17 protein-coding genes are annotated in these 19,985 nt (G+C 66.7%); all 17 read right to left on the bottom strand.

What is annotated here, in order from left to right:
- Positions 1 to 96: 96 nt before the first annotated feature.
- The 17 genes from WD184_00215 to WD184_00295 all read right to left on the bottom strand — a co-directional run bounded on the left by WD184_00215 (position 97) and on the right by WD184_00295 (position 19,961).
- Complete coding sequence (locus WD184_00215; GenBank protein ID MEX0825175.1) at positions 97 to 1,323, bottom strand: type II secretion system F family protein; 1,227 nt, start codon at positions 1,321 to 1,323, stop codon at positions 97 to 99.
- Positions 1,320 to 2,927 carry a PilT/PilU family type 4a pilus ATPase gene (locus WD184_00220; GenBank protein ID MEX0825176.1) on the bottom strand — a complete coding sequence of 536 codons (1,608 nt, stop codon included), beginning with the start codon at positions 2,925 to 2,927 and terminating at the stop codon, positions 1,320 to 1,322. The genes WD184_00215 and WD184_00220 overlap by 4 nt, the downstream gene beginning before the upstream one ends.
- The gene (locus WD184_00225) at positions 2,927 to 4,594 is read right to left on the bottom strand and encodes an ATPase, T2SS/T4P/T4SS family (protein MEX0825177.1); all 1,668 of its coding nucleotides are present in this window, start codon (positions 4,592 to 4,594) and stop codon (positions 2,927 to 2,929) included. The genes WD184_00220 and WD184_00225 overlap by 1 nt, the downstream gene beginning before the upstream one ends.
- 148 nt (positions 4,595 to 4,742) lie before the next feature.
- Positions 4,743 to 5,522 (bottom strand): shikimate dehydrogenase, encoded by a 780-nt coding sequence (gene aroE, locus WD184_00230; protein MEX0825178.1) that lies wholly within the window; start codon positions 5,520 to 5,522, stop codon positions 4,743 to 4,745.
- A complete protein-coding gene (mltG, locus tag WD184_00235; protein MEX0825179.1) occupies positions 5,519 to 6,622 on the bottom strand; it encodes an endolytic transglycosylase MltG in 1,104 nt (367 codons plus the stop codon). The genes aroE and mltG overlap by 4 nt, the downstream gene beginning before the upstream one ends.
- Positions 6,619 to 7,026: a Holliday junction resolvase RuvX gene (gene ruvX / locus WD184_00240; GenBank protein MEX0825180.1), complete on the bottom strand. Its 408-nt coding sequence runs from the start codon at positions 7,024 to 7,026 to the stop codon at positions 6,619 to 6,621. The genes mltG and ruvX overlap by 4 nt, the downstream gene beginning before the upstream one ends.
- A gap of 1 nt (position 7,027) precedes the next feature.
- Positions 7,028 to 9,664, bottom strand: a complete 2,637-nt coding sequence (gene alaS, locus WD184_00245; protein ID MEX0825181.1) for an alanine--tRNA ligase — start codon at positions 9,662 to 9,664, stop codon at positions 7,028 to 7,030.
- A gap of 153 nt (positions 9,665 to 9,817) precedes the next feature.
- Positions 9,818 to 11,176, bottom strand: a complete 1,359-nt coding sequence (locus tag WD184_00250; protein MEX0825182.1) for a replication-associated recombination protein A — start codon at positions 11,174 to 11,176, stop codon at positions 9,818 to 9,820.
- Positions 11,176 to 12,966, bottom strand: a complete 1,791-nt coding sequence (gene aspS, locus WD184_00255) for an aspartate--tRNA ligase (protein ID MEX0825183.1) — start codon at positions 12,964 to 12,966, stop codon at positions 11,176 to 11,178. Before aspS ends, WD184_00250 begins: the two co-directional genes overlap by 1 nt.
- A complete protein-coding gene (gene hisS, locus WD184_00260) occupies positions 12,948 to 14,177 on the bottom strand; it encodes a histidine--tRNA ligase (GenBank protein MEX0825184.1) in 1,230 nt (409 codons plus the stop codon). The genes aspS and hisS overlap by 19 nt, the downstream gene beginning before the upstream one ends.
- Positions 14,174 to 14,821: an MBL fold metallo-hydrolase gene (locus tag WD184_00265; protein ID MEX0825185.1), complete on the bottom strand. Its 648-nt coding sequence runs from the start codon at positions 14,819 to 14,821 to the stop codon at positions 14,174 to 14,176. Before WD184_00265 ends, hisS begins: the two co-directional genes overlap by 4 nt.
- A 74-nt stretch (positions 14,822 to 14,895) precedes the next feature.
- Positions 14,896 to 16,278 carry a hypothetical protein gene (locus tag WD184_00270; GenBank protein MEX0825186.1) on the bottom strand — a complete coding sequence of 461 codons (1,383 nt, stop codon included), beginning with the start codon at positions 16,276 to 16,278 and terminating at the stop codon, positions 14,896 to 14,898.
- Entirely contained in the window at positions 16,275 to 16,790 is a 516-nt protein-coding gene (locus tag WD184_00275; GenBank protein MEX0825187.1) for a hypothetical protein, read from the bottom strand. The genes WD184_00270 and WD184_00275 overlap by 4 nt, the downstream gene beginning before the upstream one ends.
- Positions 16,787 to 17,284, bottom strand: a complete 498-nt coding sequence (locus WD184_00280) for a type II secretion system protein (GenBank protein ID MEX0825188.1) — start codon at positions 17,282 to 17,284, stop codon at positions 16,787 to 16,789. Before WD184_00280 ends, WD184_00275 begins: the two co-directional genes overlap by 4 nt.
- A 201-nt stretch (positions 17,285 to 17,485) precedes the next feature.
- Positions 17,486 to 18,904: a hypothetical protein gene (locus tag WD184_00285; protein ID MEX0825189.1), complete on the bottom strand. Its 1,419-nt coding sequence runs from the start codon at positions 18,902 to 18,904 to the stop codon at positions 17,486 to 17,488.
- A complete protein-coding gene (locus WD184_00290; GenBank protein MEX0825190.1) occupies positions 18,904 to 19,422 on the bottom strand; it encodes a hypothetical protein in 519 nt (172 codons plus the stop codon). Before WD184_00290 ends, WD184_00285 begins: the two co-directional genes overlap by 1 nt.
- Complete coding sequence (locus tag WD184_00295; protein MEX0825191.1) at positions 19,419 to 19,961, bottom strand: hypothetical protein; 543 nt, start codon at positions 19,959 to 19,961, stop codon at positions 19,419 to 19,421. Before WD184_00295 ends, WD184_00290 begins: the two co-directional genes overlap by 4 nt.
- Positions 19,962 to 19,985: the final 24 nt, after the last annotated feature.

Raw genomic sequence — 19,985 nt, forward strand, 5'->3', positions numbered from 1 at the left:
GCGAAACCCGGAAGGCCCCTCGCCGAGCGACTGTCCCCACCAAAAACCAGTCTCCAGCGGACCGAAGCCCGCTGGAGAGTGGAGACTGGCGACCGACTAGTTCTGAATCAGGTTGGCGATGTTGAACATCGGCAGGTAGAGGGCGATGAGGATCCCGCCGACCGCCAGGCCCATGACGACGATGAGCAGCGGTTCGATCAGGGAGGTCAGGGCGCCCACCGTGTCGTCGACCTCGTTGTCGTAGAAGTCGGCAACCTTCGACAACATGGTGTCGAGTGCCCCGGTCTCCTCACCGACGGCGATCATGTGGGTGACCATGGGCGGGAAGATCGCGTGGCGGCTCAGCGGGCCTGCCAGAGACTCGCCCCGCTTCACCGATGCCTGGACGTCATTGACCGCCTGGCCGACGAGGGCATTGCCGGCGGTGGCAGCCACGATGTCGAGAGCCTGCAAAACCGGGACACCGGTGCGGCTCAGCACCGAGAAGGTTCGAGCGAACCGGCTGATGGCGACCTTCTGGACCAATTTGCCAAACACCGGAGCGCGCAGCTTCAGGCGATCCCAGGAGATCTGGCCCGTCTCCGATCGCTTCCAGCGGCGAAACAGGGTTACCCCCCCGACGGTCAATCCGATGAACAGCCACCAGAACTTCGTCATGAAGCCGGAGATGTTGATGAGCATCAGGGTGGGAAGGGGAAGCGTTCCTCCGAGGTCGTCGTACATGCCCTTGAAGATCGGTACGACGAACAGCAGCATTCCGGCGACGATCAGCACGATGAGGGTGAGGACGACCACCGGATAGGCCATCGCCGACTTCACCTTCGACCGGAGCCGCACCGTCGACTCGAGGGTGTCGGCGAGCCGCACCAGGGTCTCGTCGAGCGCACCGCCCACCTCACCGGCTCGGATCATCGACACATACAGATGGTTGAAAGCTTGCGGGTGATTGGCAAGGGCCGCCGACAGGCTGCTCCCCTGCTCGACCTGCTGGCGCACATTGGTGATCATCCCCCGGAGAAGCGCACCGTCCGTTTGCTCCTCGAGAATGCCCAGCGATCGGGTGAGGGTGAGGCCGGAGTTGACCATCGTCGCCAGCTGGCGGCTGAAGATGGCGACCTCTTTCGGCTTCACCTTCTTCTTGAAGCCGGGAAGCGAGAATTCCTTGTCGAGAGCCGACGATCGCTTCTCGTCGATCCGGAGCGGCACGTAACCCTTCTCGCGCAGCGCGCTGGCGACCGCGGCCGAAGACGAGCCTTCGATGATCCCGGCGTGAACCCCACCCGAACGGTCACGGGCGCGGTATTCGAACGTCAGGGTGCTCATCGCTGGTTCCCTCCAAGCAGGTTCATGAACTCATCGACGTTCTGGGCTCTTTCCGTAGCCACTTTCAAGTCGACCTTGCCGGTCTTGACGAGTGCGGCGAGCGCCCGGTCCATCGTCTGCATCCCATGCCTGCCTCCCGCCTGCATGGCGCTGCGAATCTGATGGACCTTGCCCTCGCGGATCATGTTGCGGATCGCCGGAATCGCCACCAGGACCTCGACGGCGGCCACCCGGCTCTTGCCATCGACCGTGGGGAGGAGCTGTTGCGTCACCACACCGGCGAGCGACTCGGCGAGCTGCACCCGGACCTGCTGCTGCTGATGCGGGGGAAACACGTCGATCACCCGGTCGATCGATCCCGGCGCATCCTGGGTGTGCAGGGTGGCAAAGACGAGGTGCCCCGTCTCGGCAGCGGTGAGCGCGGTGCTCATCGTCTCCAGGTCGCGCAGCTCCCCGACGAGGATGACATCGGGGTCCTGACGGAGTACATGCTTGAGCGCCGAGGAAAAACTCGGGGTGTCGCCGCCGACCTCTCGCTGGTTCACGATTGCCTTCTTGTGGCGATGCATGAATTCGATCGGGTCCTCGACCGTCATGACGTGAACCGCCCGGCGGCTGTTGATGTCGTCGATGAGCGCGGCAAGGGTTGTGGACTTTCCTGACCCCGTCGCTCCGGTCACCAACACCAGACCACGGGGAATGTCGGTGAACTCACTGACGACCGGCGGCATCCCCAGCTTCTCGAGGGAGACGATCTCATTGGGGATTGCCCGCATTACCGCCCCGACCGAACCCCGCTGGAAGAAGGCACTCACCCGGAAGCGTCCCCGCCCGGGAACCGGATGGGAAGCGTCGAGTTCGAGTTTGTTCTCTAGCTCTTCGCGCTGCCGAGCGGTGAGGATTCCGTACACGAGAGTACGCAACGGACCCGGCTTGAGGACCCCGAATCCGTCGATCTGATGCAGCTCGCCGTTCACCCGCATCTGTGGGGGCGAGCCTGCGGCCAGGTGGAGGTCCGAACCCCCGTGCTCGATCAGAACCTCCAGTAGATCATTGATGTGAAAACCTGTCGTCTCGGACTGAAGCACCTCTTGCGGCTCCGCCAGGCCCGCCAGCAACCGGCCACTGCCCGGCATCGCCACTGGCTCGATGCCGGGACCGCCGGCCATGTACAGCCGCCTGACGGCCTGGTCGAGGGCATCGCGCGGGCCGAGGGCGAACACCACGTCAGCCGTCGCCCCTCGCCGTACCCGATCGCGAACTCCCTGGTCGAGCGGATCAGGGACTGCCACCACGACCTGGCCCTCATGCACCCGAATCGGCAGGGCGGTCTCGGACACCGCCACCCGCCCTTCCAGAAGGGCGGAGGCCTCCGGGTCGGCAACGAATCCGAACGTGGGGTCGACGAACTCGACCCCGATATGGCGGGCGACGACCGCAAGGGCGTCAGCCCGCCTTACCGTGCCGTCCTCGATGACGCTGCGAAGCACCTGGGACCCGTCGCCTTCGGCGGCACGGGACGCCGAGGCCAGGTCATCGGCGGAGAGCAAGCGCTCGTCCACCAGCCGCTGGGCGACAGAGAGCAACATCTTGTCGGGAGGCATCAGACCACCACCCTCAGGACCTCTTCGAGGGTGGTCATGCCGAGCTTGACCTTCTCCATCCCGTCCTGGCGGAGGGTCAGCATCCCCTGCTCCACGGCTACGGACTTGATCTCATCGGATGGGCGGCGCTCGACGGCCATCCGCTGGAGCTCTTCGGACATCAGGAGCACTTCGACGATGGCCACCCGGCCGCGGTACCCGGTGTCCGAACAGGCCTTGCAGCCGACCGCCTCGTAGATGGTGACCGGCCCCGCCTCGGTGTCGAGGCCCATCTGCTTGATCAGCTCCGGGCCTGCCGGCTTGGTGACCTTGCACCGGTCACACAGTCGCCGGGCGAGGCGCTGGGCGAGAATGGAGTCGATTGCGGAAGCGACCAAATAGGGCTCTACCCCCATGTCGACCAGGCGGTTGACGCTGGAGGCAGAGTCATTCGTATGGAGGGTCGTCAGCACGAGGTGTCCGGTGAGCGCGGCCTCGACCGCGATCTTGGCGGTCTCGGCGTCGCGGACCTCGCCGACGAGTACCACGTCAGGGTCGGACCGCAGGATCGACTTGAGCACGGTCGAGAATTGCAGGCCGGCCTTGCGGTTCACCTGCACCTGGACCACCCCGGCCAGCCGGTACTCGACCGGGTCTTCCACCGTGATGATGTGCCGCGAAGGGACGTTGAGGATGTTCAGGGCGGAATAGAGGGTCGTGGTCTTGCCCGAACCGGTGGGGCCGGTCACGAGAATCGCTCCGTACGGCTTCGTGTAGGAAGTCTCGAACCGTGTCATCGAATGCGGAAGGAAGCCCAGTGCTTTGAGATCCAGCACCGCGTCCTCCTTGTCGAGGATTCGCATGACGACCTTTTCCCCATAGATGGTGGGAAGGGTGGCAACCCGCAGGTCGATGGGGCGTCCCGACACCCTGATGCTCACCCGGCCGTCCTGCGGGACGCGGCGCTCGGCTATGTCGAGATCCGCCATGATCTTGAGGCGGCTCACGACCGCACCGGAGACCGACCGGGGCGTGCTCATGACCTCGTGCAGCACCCCGTCGATGCGAAACCGCACCCGCAAGTCCTTCTCCCCCGGTTCGATGTGGAGGTCTGAGGCACGCTCGTTGACAGCGCGGCTGATGAGCGTGTTGACCAATTTGACGATCGGTGCCTCGTCGACCGCGGCCTCGATCTTGCTGAGGTCGTCCTCCGCCACCTCTTCACCCGCCAGGTCGGCAAGATCGGCCACCGAGTCGTCGAACCGGCCTGCACGCCGGATCGCGTCGTCGATCTCGCTCCTCGTGGCGATCTTGGGGATGATCCGCAGCGCGGTGATCGCCCGGATGTCATCGACCACGAGCACGTTCCCGGGATCAGCCATCGCCACGACGAGGGCATCGTCTTCGAACTTGATCGGAATTGCCGCGTAGCGCCGAGCCAGTGACTCCGGAATGAGGGCGGCGGCGGCAGGGTCGATCGCGACGTCGCTGAGGCTCACGAACTCCACGCCCATGTGGCTGGCGATCATCTTCGCCAGATCGACTTCGCCCACGATTCCCTCGGACACCAGAACGCGGGTCAGGGAGTCGCCGGTCTCTGCCTGAAGTGAACGGGCGCGGGCCATGTCGGCATCCGTCACCAGCCCGGTGTCGACGAGTACTGATCCAATCGTTTCGCGCTCAGCCAATTCGGTGGCTCCTCGGTCCATTCGCGGCGGACATACAAAGGGTTTGTCGGCACGACCCACCGTGTGCTTGAGAGGAGAGGTCGGGCGCGCCGCGGCATTGCCCAGGTCTCGAGTGGCAGTCGGTGCCGGGACATGCCGGCGACCACGGTCAGGCCCGTCGCGCCGCCCGCATCATCGCCTCGAGGGGTGCCGCGACGCCGGTCCAGATGGTGAACGCGGCCGCCGCTTGGGCCACCAGCAGATCGATCCCGTCGACGACCGGCAGGCCGCGCCGAAGTGCCTCCGTTACCGCCGGGGTCGGCTCGGCGCCGTAGGCCAGGTCGACCAGCCATCCGGCGGCGTCGACCACTCCCGGCGGGAGGGTTTCGCCGGCCATCCCCAGGGGGGTGGCGTTGATGACGGCGGCACCCTCGGCCGGATCTCCCCAGGCCACGGTGTCGAGGCCGAAGCGGACCGCCATCGCCTCTGCCGCAGCCGGGTTTCTCGCAGAAACGAGTGTGTCCCGGCCTGCCGACGCCACCGCGGCTGCCTTCGCGGCTCCACCGGCGCCGAGGATCAGCACGGTGCCCACCGAAGCGGCGAGTGCCGCCCTCAGGGCGACCACGTCAGTGTTGCGCCCTTTCAGTCGGCCACGGCCTGCCACGATGGTGTTCACCGCCCCGGCGAGACGGGCGTCTTCATCGAGTTCGTCGACCATTCCTGCGGTGGTCGACTTGTAGGGCATGGTTATGTTCGCTCCGTCGATCGCTCCGGACCGAAGCTCGTCGATGGCCGCCCCGAGGCCGGCCAGGTCGACCCGACGGGCCTCATAATGGCCGTCGATACCGGCGGTCTCGAAGGCCGCCTGGTGAATCGCCGGAGAGCGCGACCCGCCCACCGGGTCGCCGAGAAGCACGAATCGCCGCGAGCCGTTCGCGGCCACGCTCACGGGCTCAGATACTCCTCCTGGAGTTCGAGGAACTCCTCGAACGTCTCAGCGAAATGAGCCCGCCCGTCCTCATCGGCGAGGAAGTAGATATACGGGGTCTCATCGGGCGCCGCGGCGGCTTGCAGCGACGCCATGCGAACGGTCGAGATGGGCGTCGGCGGCAAACCGGTGATCAGGTAGGTGTTGTACGGCGAATCGACCTCGAGATCCTCGAGGGTCAGCCCGCCGTCAGGCAGGCCGCCGAGTGCATAGATCACCGTCACGTCGAGCTGGAGCGGCATGTCGACCGCGAGCCGATTGAAGATCACGCTGGCTATCACCGGGCGATCGTCGTCGAAGAGCCCTTCCTTCTCGATCAGCGAGGCGATCACGATCCCCTCGTAGGGGGTGAACCCCAACGCATCGAGGTAGGTCCAGTCCACCGAGCCGACCCGCTCACTCATCGTGGCCACCATCCGGCCGAGAATCTCCTCGGCGGTGGCATCGACCTCGAACTCGTAGGTATCGGGGAACAGCAGCCCCTCCCAATCCTGGAGATTCTCCGGCTCGCCCAGCATGAGACCCGACACGATCGTCCCGTCGAGCAGCGGGCGCGAGAGATCGGCAAACGGGATGTCCGTCTGGCGGGCGATCGAGTCGAGCGTCTGTGAGATCGTCAGGCCTTCGATGACGGTGAGCCGGTAGACCTCTCTGACGGGCCCCTCGATGAGCAAGGCCAGCACTGATTCCGGAGACATCCCGGTCTCGAGCTCATAGCGGCCGGCGACCAATCGGTCGCTGGCGCGGGCGTCACTCACCGCCCGGTCGAACGCCGAGGCCGAGACCACCACGCCTGCCTCCGCCAACTGGCGGGCGATCTCCGAGGCGGGCGCACCGGGAGTGATCTCCACCGTCACCGGCACGCCAGGCACCACTGTCGTGGACTCGGGTCCGGCGATCACGTCGTTCACCGCCGACGCCAGCCACGTCACACCGAGAAAGGCAACCGCGAACAGCACCAGGACGAACCCGAGGACGCCGAGCCCCCGGAGAAAGGTATTCGGACCGCGCGGACCGGTAGGCGACGATCCCGGCTCGTAGGGCTCTAGCTCGAAGCTCATTCTCTCTCCAGGTAGCCCTGCAGCAGCACGGCGGCCGCGGCTCCGTCGCGCACCTGCTGCCGCCGCTTGCGTCGGGTGCCGGTCTCGATCAGCGATCGCTCTGCGATCGCGGTGGTGAAACGCTCGTCGATCAACTCGACCGGCACGCCTGTTCCTTCTTCTACCTCCGCTGCAAATGCCCGGGCCGCGACGGCTGCCGCCCCCTCGATGCCGCTCAGCCCGGTGGGCAACCCCACGAGGATACGATCCACCGCGAGTTCCGCGACGAGGTCGGCGACCTGCTGAACGAGCGCCGGGTCGTCTGCAGCGAGAAAGCCCCGAGGATGCGCCACGATGCCCGCCGCATCGGTGACCGCAACCCCAATCCGCACCGTTCCGGGATCCAGAGCGAGGATTCGGCCCACTTCAGACCCGGCCGAGCGACTCGCGGGCGAGTCGGACCGCCTCCTCGATGGCATCCTCGATGCGGTCCCCATTGGGACCGCCGGCCTGGGCGAGCTCCGGATCGCGACTCGCACCACCGCCGACGAGCTTGGCCGCCGGGCCTGCGATCTCCGCGGCGTTGATGCCCTGTGCGACCAGATCGCTCGTCACGACCACCACCAGCCCGGCCTTGCCATCTCGGGCGCTGCCGAGGACGGCGACACCCGACCCGATGCGATCGCGCACCTGCATCCCCAATTGGCGCAGCGCATCCGGCGACAGGTCGTGACGGTCGGCCACCACCAGCCGCCGCCCGCTCACTTCCTCGGCTCGCTCCACCATCTCCCGGGCAGCCTCGTTGCGCGTCTGGGCCTCGATCTGGTCGAGTCGTTCCTCCTGCTGCCGCGACCGAGCCGCGAGGTTCGCCGCCGCTTCGTCGACGCGATCCGGTGGCACCCGCAGGCTCTCCGCCGTGGCTCGGAGCCGTCGGCGCATGTCCGAGAAGTACTCGTAACCGGCCGAACCGGTGTAGGCCTCGATGCGACGCAGGCTCGACCCGATGGATGATTCGCTCACCACCACCAGCGGACCCACCTGGCCGGTGGCGTGGACATGGGTGCCGCCACACAGTTCGCGGGAATAGGAGCCGGCTTCGACGATCCGCACCACTTCGCCGTACTTCTCCCCGAAGAAGGCCAGCGCCCCCATCTCCTCGGCCTCGCCCCGTGTCACTTGATACGCCCTGACCGAGGCGTTCTCGATCACTCGCTCGTTCGCCAACCGCTCCACCTCGATGACCTCCTCGTCGGTGAGCGCCCCGAAGTGAGAGAAGTCGAAACGCAGCCGCCCCGCCTCCACCAGCGAGCCTGCCTGCTGAACGTGGGACCCGACCACCGACCGGAGCGCCCAGTGGAGGATGTGGGTGCCGGAGTGGCTCTTGCGGATCCGCTCCCGGCGCCCGGGCTCCACGCTCAGGGAGGCGCGCTGACCCACCGCGACCGTTCCTTGCTCGACGAGGGCCCGGTGCCCGTGCAGATCCTGCACGGCGTGCTGGGTGTCGTTCACCCGCAACCGGCCGGTCTCGGTGATGGCCGTTCCTGAGTCGCCCACCTGGCCACCCGACTCGGCATAGAAGGTGGTGGTGTCGAAGAACACCTCCACCTCCTGGCCTTCGGTGGCCTGCTGGATCGTCTCACCGTCGGCCACGATCGCCAGGACCACGCCCATCGTGTCGACGTGGTCATACCCCTCGAAGCGGGTCGGCCCCGACTTGTCGTAGATCTTGCGGTACACCTGAGGCGCATCGGCAGTGGCCGCCTTGCTTCGTGCCGCCCGGGCGCGTTCCCGCTGCGCCGACATCTCGGTGTCGAAGGCGTGCCGGTCGAGGTCGACACCTCGTTCGGCGGCGATCTCGGCGGTGAGCTCCACCGGGAACCCAAAGGTGTCATGAAGTTTGAAGGCGGTCTCGCCGGGCAGGGACGCGCCGGTGTCGATCCGCTCGAGTTCGGCGCTCAGCAGCGAGTGCCCCGACTCGAGCGTCCGGCGGAACCTCTCCTCCTCGCGCTCGGCGGTCTCGGTGATCCCGTCGGCGGCCGCACGCAATGTCGGATAGGCATCGCCCAGAGTGTCGATGGTGGCCCTCACCAGGCGGGGGGTGACGTTCTCCTCCGCCCCGAGCTGCCAGGCGTGGCGCACCGCCCGGCGCAACAGCCGCCGGAGCACGTAGCCGCGACCCTCGTTCGACGGGACCACGCCATCGGCGATCAGGTTGGTGATCGCCCGCCCGTGGTCCGCGAGGATGCGCAAACTCACGTCGCTCTCCGGCCGATGCCCGTACGACACGCCCGTGGCCGCCTCACCCGCCGCCAGCACCGGTCGCAGCAGGTCGGTGAGAAAGGCGGTGTCTACGTCCTGGAGCAGCACGCAGACCCGCTCCAGGCCGGAACCCGTATCGATGTTCTTGGTCGGCAGGTCGCCGATCACGTGATACGGCTCGTCCTGGACGTACTGCATGAACACCAGGTTCCAGAACTCCATGAAGCGTTCTTCGTCGACCACGGGGCCGCCGTCCTCACCGAAATCGGGGCCGCGGTCGTAGAAAATCTCCGACGAGGGGCCGGCCGGGCCGGCCACCCCCATCTGCCAGAAGTTGTCCCGGTCCCGCCGCTGGACCCGGTCGGCCGGCACCCCCACCTGGTCGATCCAGATCTGGGCGGCCTCCTCGTCGGTGTGGTGGACCGTGTACCAGAGCCGTCCCGGGTCCATCTGATACACCTCGGTGATCAACTCGTAGGCCCACGGGATCGCCTTCTCCTTGAAGTAGTCGCCCCCGAAAGAGAAGTTGCCCAGCATCTCGAAGAACGAGAGGTGCCGTGCGGTGGTGCCGACGATCTCGATGTCGTTGGTCCGAATGCACTTCTGCGAGCTGGCGGCGCGCGGGAAGGGCGGCACCTCGTCGCCGAGCAGGTACGGCTTGAAGGGCACCATGCCGGCCACCGTGAGCAGCAGCGAGGGATCGACCGGGATCAGTGAGGCCGACGGCACGATCGGGTGTCCCCGCGTCGCGAAGAAGTCGAGGAAAGCGCGCCGAATGTCGGCGCCGGCAACGGGCGTGCTCATCGCGGAGAGGGTAGTGAGACAGTCAAGGACCAAGAATCCAAGAACCAAGAGCCAAGAATCAAGAACCAAGAACCGGGAGCCGTGAATCGAGAATCAACGCCCGGCCCACCGTGGGCTGGACGCCCGGCCGGGTTCGCCCTTCGCCCTCTGCTCTTACCTTCTTGGCTCTTGATTCTTGACTCTCGAATCTCCCTTCCCCATGGCCTCATCGACGACTCGCAGTCTCTCCGCCAGCTCGGCCTCCGCGCCGGTGGTGCCGGGCCGGTAGAGCGTCTGACCCACCAATTCGTCGGGGAGGTACTGCTGCGGGGCGATGCCATCCGGGCGGTCGTGAGGATACACGTAGCCGACGCCGTGGCCGAGGGCTTCGGCCCCGCGGTAACCGGACGACCGCAGATGGGGAGGCACCCGGGCCCCCGGATGCTCCTCGACGGCCTGCCGCGCCGCGGCGATCGTCCTCGCCACCGAGTTCGACTTCGGAGCCGTTGCCAGGTGGAGTGCGGCGTGGTGGAGGGCGTAGGAGGCTTCAGGCAGGCCCACGAACTGGAGTGCCCGAGCCGCGTCGACGGCCACGCCGAGGGCGGTCGGGTCGGCCAGCCCGATGTCCTCGGACGCGAGGATCACCATCCGCCGGACGATGAACTCCGGGTCTTCGCCTGCGGCGAGCATCGTCTGCAGCCAGTACGCGGCTGCGTCCGGGTCGGAACCGCGCAGGCTCTTGATGAATGCGGAGATCACGTCGTAGTGCTGGTCACCCGCCTTGTCGTAGCGGATCACCCGATGCTGCAGAGCCTCCTCGACGGCGTCGACGGCGATGGTGTCCGCGCCCCGACCGGCGGAGATCACCGAGGCGACCTCGAGGGCGTTGAGGGCCAGGCGGGCATCCCCGCCGCAGCGCTCGGCAAGAAGAGCGGCGGCGGCGGGATCGATCGATCCCGGCTCGGCGACCCCCCGATCAGGCTCCAGCATCGCCCGCTCGATCAGGGTGCCGACCTCATCGACAGACAGCGGCTCCAATCTGAACAACAGACTCCGGGAAATCAGCGGCGAGTTCACCTCGAAGAACGGGTTTTCGGTGGTCGCCCCCACCAGGATCACGGTGCCATCCTCCACGCCGGGCAGGAGGGCGTCCTGCTGCGACTTGGTGAACCGATGGATCTCGTCTAGGAAGAGCACGGTCCGACGCTCGTCCTGCTCCAAACGGTGCCGCGCTCCAGCCAGCACCTCGCGCACTTCCTTGACGCCGGCAGAGGTCGCCGACATGGGCTCGAACGCCGCCCCGCTGGATCCGGCGACCAGACGGGCGAGCGTGGTCTTGCCGGTCCCGGGCGGTCCCCAGAGGATCATGGAAACCGGCCGGCCCGAACGCACCATCGTCCCGAAGGCGGCACCCGGCCCCAGGAGGTGCCCCTGCCCGACCACCTCATCGAGGTTGGCCGGGCGCATCCGCGCCGCCAGCGGCTCCGCAGACCTGCGCCGCGCGGCCCGCTCCCCGGCGAAGAGGTCGTCCATCAGCCGGTGTCCGCTTCCTCCTCTAGCGCTCGTTTCACCTCCGGGAGGAGATCGATCCCCAACTCCGCCAACTGGACCCCCGCCACCGGGCCCGGAGACCCCGTGAGCGGATCCGTGCCGGTCTGAGTCTTCGGGAAGGGAATCACCTCACGGATGTTCGGCTCGTTCTGGAGGATGGCGACCAGCCGATCGATCCCCACCGCAAAGCCGGCGTGCGGAGGGGTGCCGTAGCGCAGGGCGCGCATGAACCAGCCGAACCGCGACTCGGCCTCCTGGTCGGAGATTCCGAGGATGTCGAACACGGTCTTCTGGGTGCGGGGGTCGTGGATACGCTCGCTCCCCGATCCGAGTTCGCTGCCGTTGAGCACCAGGTCATAGGCCCGCGACAGCGCGGTCTCGGGGTGATCGCGCATTTCGGCCACGTCGTAGGGCGCGGTGAATGGGTGGTGCTCCGGCATCAATTCGCCATTCGGCCCCACGGCGAACACGGGAAAGTCGACCACCCACAGCAGGGCAAGGTCGTCGTGACCGCGCGGCTTGCCGAGGTCCAGGCGCAGGGAACCGAGCACCGACTGCACCACCTTGGTCTGATCGGCGACCACCAGAAGGGTGTCGCCCGGGACGGCCCCGAAGGCGGCAACCAGGCCCTCCTGCTCGGCCGCGGACAGGAACTTCGCCACCGGTGACCGGAGGGTTCCGTCCGCTTCCACCACCAGCCACACGAGCCCTTTGGCCCCGAGCGCCACGGCCCGCTCGACCAGCGCATCGAACCCGCTGCGGGATAGGTCCTGCTTGCCGGCACCGATCCCGGCCACGGTCCCCCCGACGGCCAGGGCGCCGGCGAACGCCTTGAACTCGGTGCCGGCGAAGAGCCCGCTGAGATCCACGATCTCGATCCCGAACCTGGTGTCGGGTTTGTCGGTGCCGTAACGGGCCATTGCCTCGTGCCAGGTGAGCCGGGGGAAGGGCTGCGCCAGTTCGATTCCGCGGAGTGACAGGGCGACCGCAGCCAGCACCGGTTCGAGGGAAGCGAACACTTCCTCTCTACGCCAGAACGAGCCCTCGATGTCGAGCTGGGTGAACTCGATCTGCCGATCCGACCTGAAGTCCTCATCTCGATAGCACCGGGCGATCTGGTAATACCGCTCGACCCCGCCGACCATCAGCAACTGCTTGAACAGCTGGGGCGATTGCGGCAGTGCATAGAAGGAGCCTTGTCGAAGTCGGCTGGGGACCAGGAAGTCGCGAGCGCCTTCCGGCGTCGACTTCACCAGGGTCGGCGTCTCCACCTCGAGAAAGCCCTGGGCAGCCATTGTCGACCGCATCGCGTGGATCGCCTTGGAACGCGCCACCAGGTTCGCCGCCATCCTCGGCCGCCGCAGGTCGAGGTAGCGGAACTCGAGGCGGCGGGTCTCGTCCACTTCCGACCGGTCATCGATCTGGAATGGCAGCGGGTCGGACGGCGAGAGCACCTCGACCAGGGCGGCGGCCACTTCGACGTCTCCGGTGGGGAGATCATTGTTCGCAGTGCCATCGGGGCGTGCCCGCACCAGGCCCGTGACGCTGATGCAGTATTCGGCGCGGAGAGAATCCGCGACCGCTGCGGTTGCGTCGTCGGCATCGGGATCGATCACGACCTGCACCACTCCTGATGCATCGCGCAGGTCGAGGAACAGCACGCCGCCGTGGTCCCGGCGAGTTGCCACCCAACCGGCGAGCCGCACCTCGCGGCCCGAGTCGCCCGCCCTGAGCTCCCCGGCGCGAGCCGTCCTCAGCGGTTGGTCAGCCACCCGGCCACCTCCTCGATCGGGACGCGGGCATCCTCACCGGTCACCAGCCGCTTCACGGTCACCTCGCCACCCTCCCATTCGTCTCCGACCACCGCCACCGCAAACGCACCCGCACGGTCGGCGGCCTTGAACTGGCCCCGGAGAGAGCGACCTGGGGTCGGATCCCAGTCGACCCGCATTCCGTCGCCCCGCAGCCGGGCGACCCAACGTCGGGCGTCGTCGCGGCGCCCGACGTCGGCCACCGCCACGAACAGGTCGAGACGGGAGGCCTCGACCGCCGGCATTGCCTGGACGATTCGATCACACCCCAACGCGACACCCACTGCGGGCACCTCGCGACCGCTGCCGATCAACTTTGCGAGGGGGTCGTAACGTCCGCCCCCGCCGAGCGCATCCTGCGCCGCCTCGAAGGAAGACGAGAAGAACTCGAAGACAGTGCGGTTGTAGTAGTCCAGCCCCCGGACGAGGCGCGGTGCGATTTCGTACGGGACTCCGATTGCATCGAGGCCGGCACGCACGGCCGTGAAGTGTTCCCGGGCGCCGTCACCGAGATGGTCGAGGGGAACAGGGGCGTCGGCGACCACCGCGGTGTCTGCCTTTGAATCGAGCACCCGCAGCGGGTTCGTCTCGATGCGACGCTGCGCATCCGACGAGAGATCGGCTTCACGGGACCGCAGGAACTCCTGGAGGAGACGGCGATACGCGCTCCGATCGGGAGCGTCGCCGATCGAGTTGAGCCTCAGGGTGACCCCGGCCACCCCGACCTCGTCGAGCAGGCGGGAGGAGAACTCGATCACCTCGACGTCGGCCTCGGGTGACGCCTCTCCCAGGTACTCCAGGTCGACCTGGTAGAACTGTCGACGCCTGCCCTTCTGGGGCTGTTCGTAACGGAACATCGGCCCGCTAGATGCGAACTTCGCCGAACCCTGTCCCCCGGCCTCGAGAAAGGCGCGGACCATGCTCGCGGTCAGTTCCGGGCGCAGGGTCACCGAACGGCCGCCACGGTCCTCGAAGGTGTACATCTGCTTCTCGACGACTTCGGTGGCCTCGCCGACCCCGCGGGCGAACAGCTCAGTCGACTCCATCACCGGAAGCAGCACCAGGTCGTACCCGTAGCGTTCGGCGAGGGAGTCGAAGGCGCGCAGCAACGACCGCCACCGAGCCGATTCGGGCGGAAGGATGTCGTCGGTGCCCTTGAGTCGCGGAATCAACGGAATCTCTCGAGGAAGGGATTGGTCTCGAGCTCCCGGGCAAGGGTAGTTGTAGGCCCATGCCCAGGAAACACGGCGGTGCCGGCGGGCAGCGGGACCACCCGCTCCGCCATCGATCGCATCAGTGCACCGTGGTCGCCTCCGGGCAGGTCGGTCCTGCCGATCGAGCCTGCGAACAACTGGTCCCCGCTGAAGAGAGCACCTTCCTCCGGAACCCAGAAGCAGCAATGCCCCGGCGTATGCCCCGGAGTGTGGAGGACAGTGAGGGCGATCCCGGCGAGGTCGAGGGTCTGACCGTCCTCCAGATGCTCGTATCGCTCCGGCTGCTCGTAATCGCCCGGCGGAGCCGTCCCCCACAGGGTCTCGAGCTGACGACGCGGATCGGCCGCCAGCCACTCGTCGTCGGGATGCAGATAGACGGACAACGCGAAGGACTTCGCGACAGACCCCGCACCCCCGAGGTGGTCGACATGCCCGTGCGTGAGCACAAGGGCGGCGGGGATCAGCTCATGACGCGCCAGGAGGTCGACGACCCCGGCGCCATCCGGAGGGGCGTCCACCACCACCGCCGGCCCCCCGGCCTCCCGAGCGATCACCCAGCAGTTGGTCCCCGCCAGCCACAGCACCGACGAGTCGATGAGCATGGGGAGGAAGATAGGACACCACCAGCCACCAGCCGAACATTCCTCTTGCTGGTGGCTGGTGGCTCTGGACTGTCTTAGATCTCCACCCAGCTGGTGGCCGTCAGCAGTTCGACCGTCGCGCCCAGCTCGGTCTCCACCGGACCGTCGTTGTCCACGGTGACGTTGCCGCCGACCCGCGACATCGTCACCAGGTTGCCCGAGTCGCACGCTGATGCGGCGAGAAACCCGCCGCCGCTGACCACGGCAGTACCCGAGATGTCGATCTGCTCATGAGCCGCGGTGAGACCCGACATGGTTGGGCTCCCGCTGATATCGATGTCGCGCCCGGCGATGAATTGCAGATTGCCGGCCCCGGGGAACGGGATCATCTTCGGGCTTCCGGCGATGTCGATGTCGCCGCCCACAAGACTGCCGCAGACCCCGCGAGCCTCGGTGATGACCGTGGTCTTCCACGGGATCAAGGTCGATCCCGGGCTCGAGACGATGGTGGCGGTGCCTTCGAACACATAGAAGACCCCGTCGTTCGAGCCGGTGCTTTCGTACTTCCAGGTCGCCCAGTCATCCGAGTCGCAGCAACCCATGAAGCGCCATCCGAGGTAGGGCGAGCCCCCGGCGTCGGCTGCCAGTGTCTGGCCGGTGCAGGGCACGTTGGCGGCAGTGTTCCCGTACGCCGGATGGGCCGGCCCGGCCCGGACCTTGCCGTCGGGGCATAGGTCGTAGAAAGAGTCGTCCCAATGGTTGCGCGGGTGGACCAGGGGGATGAACTCCAGCGGCTGGGCTCCCGGCGCCGGGCACCCGGGGTCTTGTGACACCCCGCCGGTGACCTGGGCCCCGCCCGACGCCGACAGGCATCCATCCACTTCGGTGCTCCCGCCCACATCGAGGTATCCGTTGGCGTGGATGCCGACGGCGGCCCCCGTCAGGAACGTCGGGTTGCCGCGCAACTCCAGGTCATCGTCAGAGAGGAACGCAAAATGGGTGGTCCACGTGGTGTTGTACGAGATCAGCTCGTAATCGATCCGCACGACCCGAACCCGACGGTTCTCCGCATCGCGGCTCGGGGCAAACCCGGCCGAGTACAGGAAAGCGCTGTTGGACGGCTTCACGATGACGAACTCGCCGTCGGGCGTTCCCACCACGTCCTCTACGGGGCGGGCGTCGGCCGCCGCCACCACCCACGTCTTCTCGTGGCCGGTGCCGGCCAGGCCTTCGGTTGCCAACTCGCCGGTGTGATAGCCGTCATCGGCTTCAACGGTTGCCAGCCCCACACTGAGACCCGACTCGGCCGTGGCCAGCGCTTGCTCCCAGAGGGCATCGCCACTGGTGTTGCCGTACTGGGCCACGCCGCGGGCGAACACCACCGATGACATCAGCACCATCGCCGAGCCCAGCATCACGACCGCGAACATCGCCATTCCCCGGTCCTCCGCTGCGAGTGATCTCAATGACTTCTTCATGCGTTCCTCACGTGTATTCGTAACCCGATACTTCTCGTGCCGGACTCCCCCGCGACGGTGACGACGTGGGCCCTCAGCTGGATACCGATCTCGGTGATGTCCTCCAGGGTCGGTGAGTCGTAGCCGAAATAGCTCTCGCCGTAGACCAGATTCGAGGCGAGCACGCCGAATTCGCCGCCGTCGGTGGTACGGGTGAGTTCTCCGTCGTCGGTGACCGCCCAGGTGATCGCCTCCCCGATGTCCTGAAAGTCGTCGTCGTCGTCATCCACCCAGACGGTGACCGACACGGTCTCGGCGCCGAGCACACTCTCCGCGCTGCGAAGATCGCGCCCGATGACGCTCTTGGCGATGCGCAGATCCTGCATCGCCTGGTCGTCACCCCCGTGGAGTGAGGTGGCTGCCCCGGCAGTGTGCATCCAGGTGACCATCGCCGCACTCATCAGTGCGGTCACGAACATCGCCACCCCGAGTTCCACGATCGATGTACCCGAGTCACTCTTGAGTCGGTTCATCTCGTCGATGCCTCTGAGATCAGGGTGCTGTTGCGGTGATACGACACGACGCCGTCGAGGTTCCATTCGACGATGACGAGGAATCGGCGTATGCCACCTCCGGCGTCACTCACATAACGCCAGATGGTGAAGGATTGGCCATCGATCGTCTCTATCTCCTTGGGCGAGATCCAACCGTCATCGTCGACGACGAGCAACTCGTCCGCTTCCAGATCGGCTTCGCTGGCGAGGAGGACTCCCTCGGTCTGGTCCATCGCCGGCGCGCCCGAGGCCAGAGCCGTCATGGCGACGCCGTCCCATGTCAGCGAGCGGGCGTACTCGATCTGCTCCACCGCCAGTGCGGTCGCCTCCTGGGCCACATCGTTGTCTTGGGCTCCGTTGAAGGCTCCTCCGAGGGTGGTCCCAAATCCGGCGAAGATCACGAGGAGAATCGACGCGGCAACGAGTGCCTCGATGATGCTGAAACCCGAGTCGTGACTAGTTAGTTTACGCATTACTCTTAGTAGCGTTATCGACCACTACGGGTGGCATACTTGAACGCTATTCCCCAGGGCTCGCGCCAGGGCAGGGTGGCCTCGCGCCAGATGGGGATGGGGCCTCGATGATCGTGAAGCCCTGGGTAGCCCTGTCGGCTGTCGCCGCGTGCTTGAGTGAGCCTCGTTCCGTCGAACCGGCGTCGTGGCCACCCAGGCTGGCTAGAGCTCGTCCCAATCGACCAGGCGCACGTACCCAGGGCCGTCATCGGTCGTCAAGCCGGTGTCCATGGCGCCATCGAGGTTGACGGTCGGATTGCCCGAGATCTCGGTGTCGTGGATGTTCGAGTTCGGCGAGTCGCAGGCCGCTTCGGCGATGAATCCGCCCTCGACCTGGGGATTGCCGTTGATCTTGATCTGCTCATGGGCGGCGACGACCCCGGGAAGCTCGAGCCTGCCGGTGCCCGACCATTCCACGTCACGGCCGGCGATGACGACCATGGTGTTGTCGGCATGGGCCGAGCCTGCCGTGTAGGGGGCCAGCACGGCGCTGCCGGAGATGTACAGGTCACCCGCGACCACCGAGTCACACGAGCCCCGCGCGCCGACGATCATCAGGACGCGCCACGGGTTGCCGTTCGTGCCCGGGCGGTTGGGCACCCGGACGGTCCCCTCGTGGAAGAAGTACGCACCGTCGTTCTTGGTGTTCGTGTCGTAGAGCCACTTCGCCCACTCCTTCGAGTCGCAACACCCTTCGAACTTCCACCCGCGATAGGGAGAGGACGCATCCTGGTCCAGCACCTGCCCGGTGCAGGGCTCCGAGCCCACGGATGCATAGAGGGTCGGATGTGCCGGCCCCGCCCGAACCTTGCCGTCGGGACACATGTCGTACTCCGACAAGTGCCAGTGGTCGATCGGGATGACCTCGGGGACGATCTCGACGGGCTGCTGGAAGCGGGTGCCCGCCGGCGGGCACGATGAGTGCATCTTCAGGTTTCCGCTCGCGGTGCCGCCATCCGACGCGGTCAGGCAGCCGTCCTTGAAGTCGGGGTTGCCGGAGACGTCGACCGAACCGTTGGAGTGCGCCGATGCCGCCGCGCCGTGGAAGGTCGGGTTCCCCGAGATCTTGAGGTCGTCGTTGGTGAGGAACGCCCAGGTCAGCTGCCAGGACGTCACGGTGATGCCGCCCTCCCAGGTGGCGCGGATGACCCTGACCCGCGGATTCGCGGCGTCACGCTCGGGGCAGAACCCGATGGCGTAGACGATCGCCGAGTCGACCGGCCTGATGAACGCTCCCTCCCCTTCGGGGGTCGAGATGAGGTCTTCGCCCTCGACGGCCAACGCCGCCTCGCGGGCCCACGCCCGCTCGTCGCCACTGCCTACGAGGCTCGCCGGCAGGGCCTCGCCGGTGGTGAACGTCTCGTCGGCTTCGAGTTGTGCCAGCCCCCATCCCAACGCGCTGTCGGCGGTGGCAAGCGACTGCTCCCAGCACTCGTCGGCGGCGGTGTTGCCGAACTGGGCGATCCCGCGTGTGAGCATGACCGACATGAGAACGGCAAGCGTGGCGCCGAGAATTGCCACGAGGGCGAGAGCCGCCCCGCGATCGTCGGCGAAGACGCGTCGAGCGGTCGGCGTTCTCATCAACCGCTCCTCAGGTGGATCTCGGTGCTAATGGTCCGCTGCGAGTCGTCGACGTGGGCGACAAGTGTCAAGCGGATCAACGTGATGTCGTCGACGTCGACGTCATCGAAGGCGAAACCGCTCTCCGACACCACCAGGCCATCCATGATCAGGATGGACTCCCCGTCGTCCGTCGAGCGGACCAGACTTCCGCCGCTGCCAAAGGTCCAAGTCACGTGCTCGCCGGCGTCGACGACGAGGTCGGCATCGTCGTCCAGCCACACCGTCACGCTGTTCGATTCGGCACCGACCAGGCCGGCGGCACGACGAAGCTCACGGCTCATCACTTCCTTGGTGACGCGGAGGTCTTGAACGGCGATGTCGTCGGATTCATGGACGAGGACCGACTCGGCGCCGGATGCGATCCAGGTGACAAGACCGACTGCGAGCAGCGAGGTGATGAACATCGATATCCCGAGCTCGACGATCGAGACGCCCGCGTCGGCTCGGTGTCCTGCGAGCACCCTGGGCGTTGTCATCGCGTCACCGGCTCGGAGACGAGCACCGAGGTGTTGTGGCTCGACGACATCCCACCCTCGACCCATGTCACCAACACGACCACCCGGCGAAGCCCGTCGCCGGCGTCCGTGACGTACTGCCATATGGTGTAGCTCGTAGTGTCGACCGTCTCGTTGACGCGCGGCGGGATCAGCCCGGCCGGCAACTCAACGAGCGACTCGTCGGCCTCCAGACCGGCGTCGGCGGCGAGCAGCTGGTCGCCCCCGAGCATCGGAGCGTCTCCGTCGATCCCTGACATCGCGATCGACTCCCACGTCAGCGACAGCGCATACTCGATCCGCTCGGTGCCGATGGCCGTAGCCTCTTGCGCCTGGGCGTTGGTCCGCGAGCCCCGCAGGGTGGAGCCCATCATCCCGCCGAATGCCGTCACCAGGATCATCGCCACCACGGTGGCCACGGCGGCGTCGATGAGCGAAAAGCCCTCGTCGTCATGGAAGCCATACCTCATATGACAACTGTCGGTAGGCGTTTCGACCACGTTGAGGAGTATTCTGGCCATCGCCAAAGGACTAGTCCGTGCGAC

Source organism: Acidimicrobiia bacterium (assembly GCA_040878325.1).
Taxonomy (GTDB): Bacteria; Actinomycetota; Acidimicrobiia; order Spongiisociales; family UBA11373; genus JAUYIV01.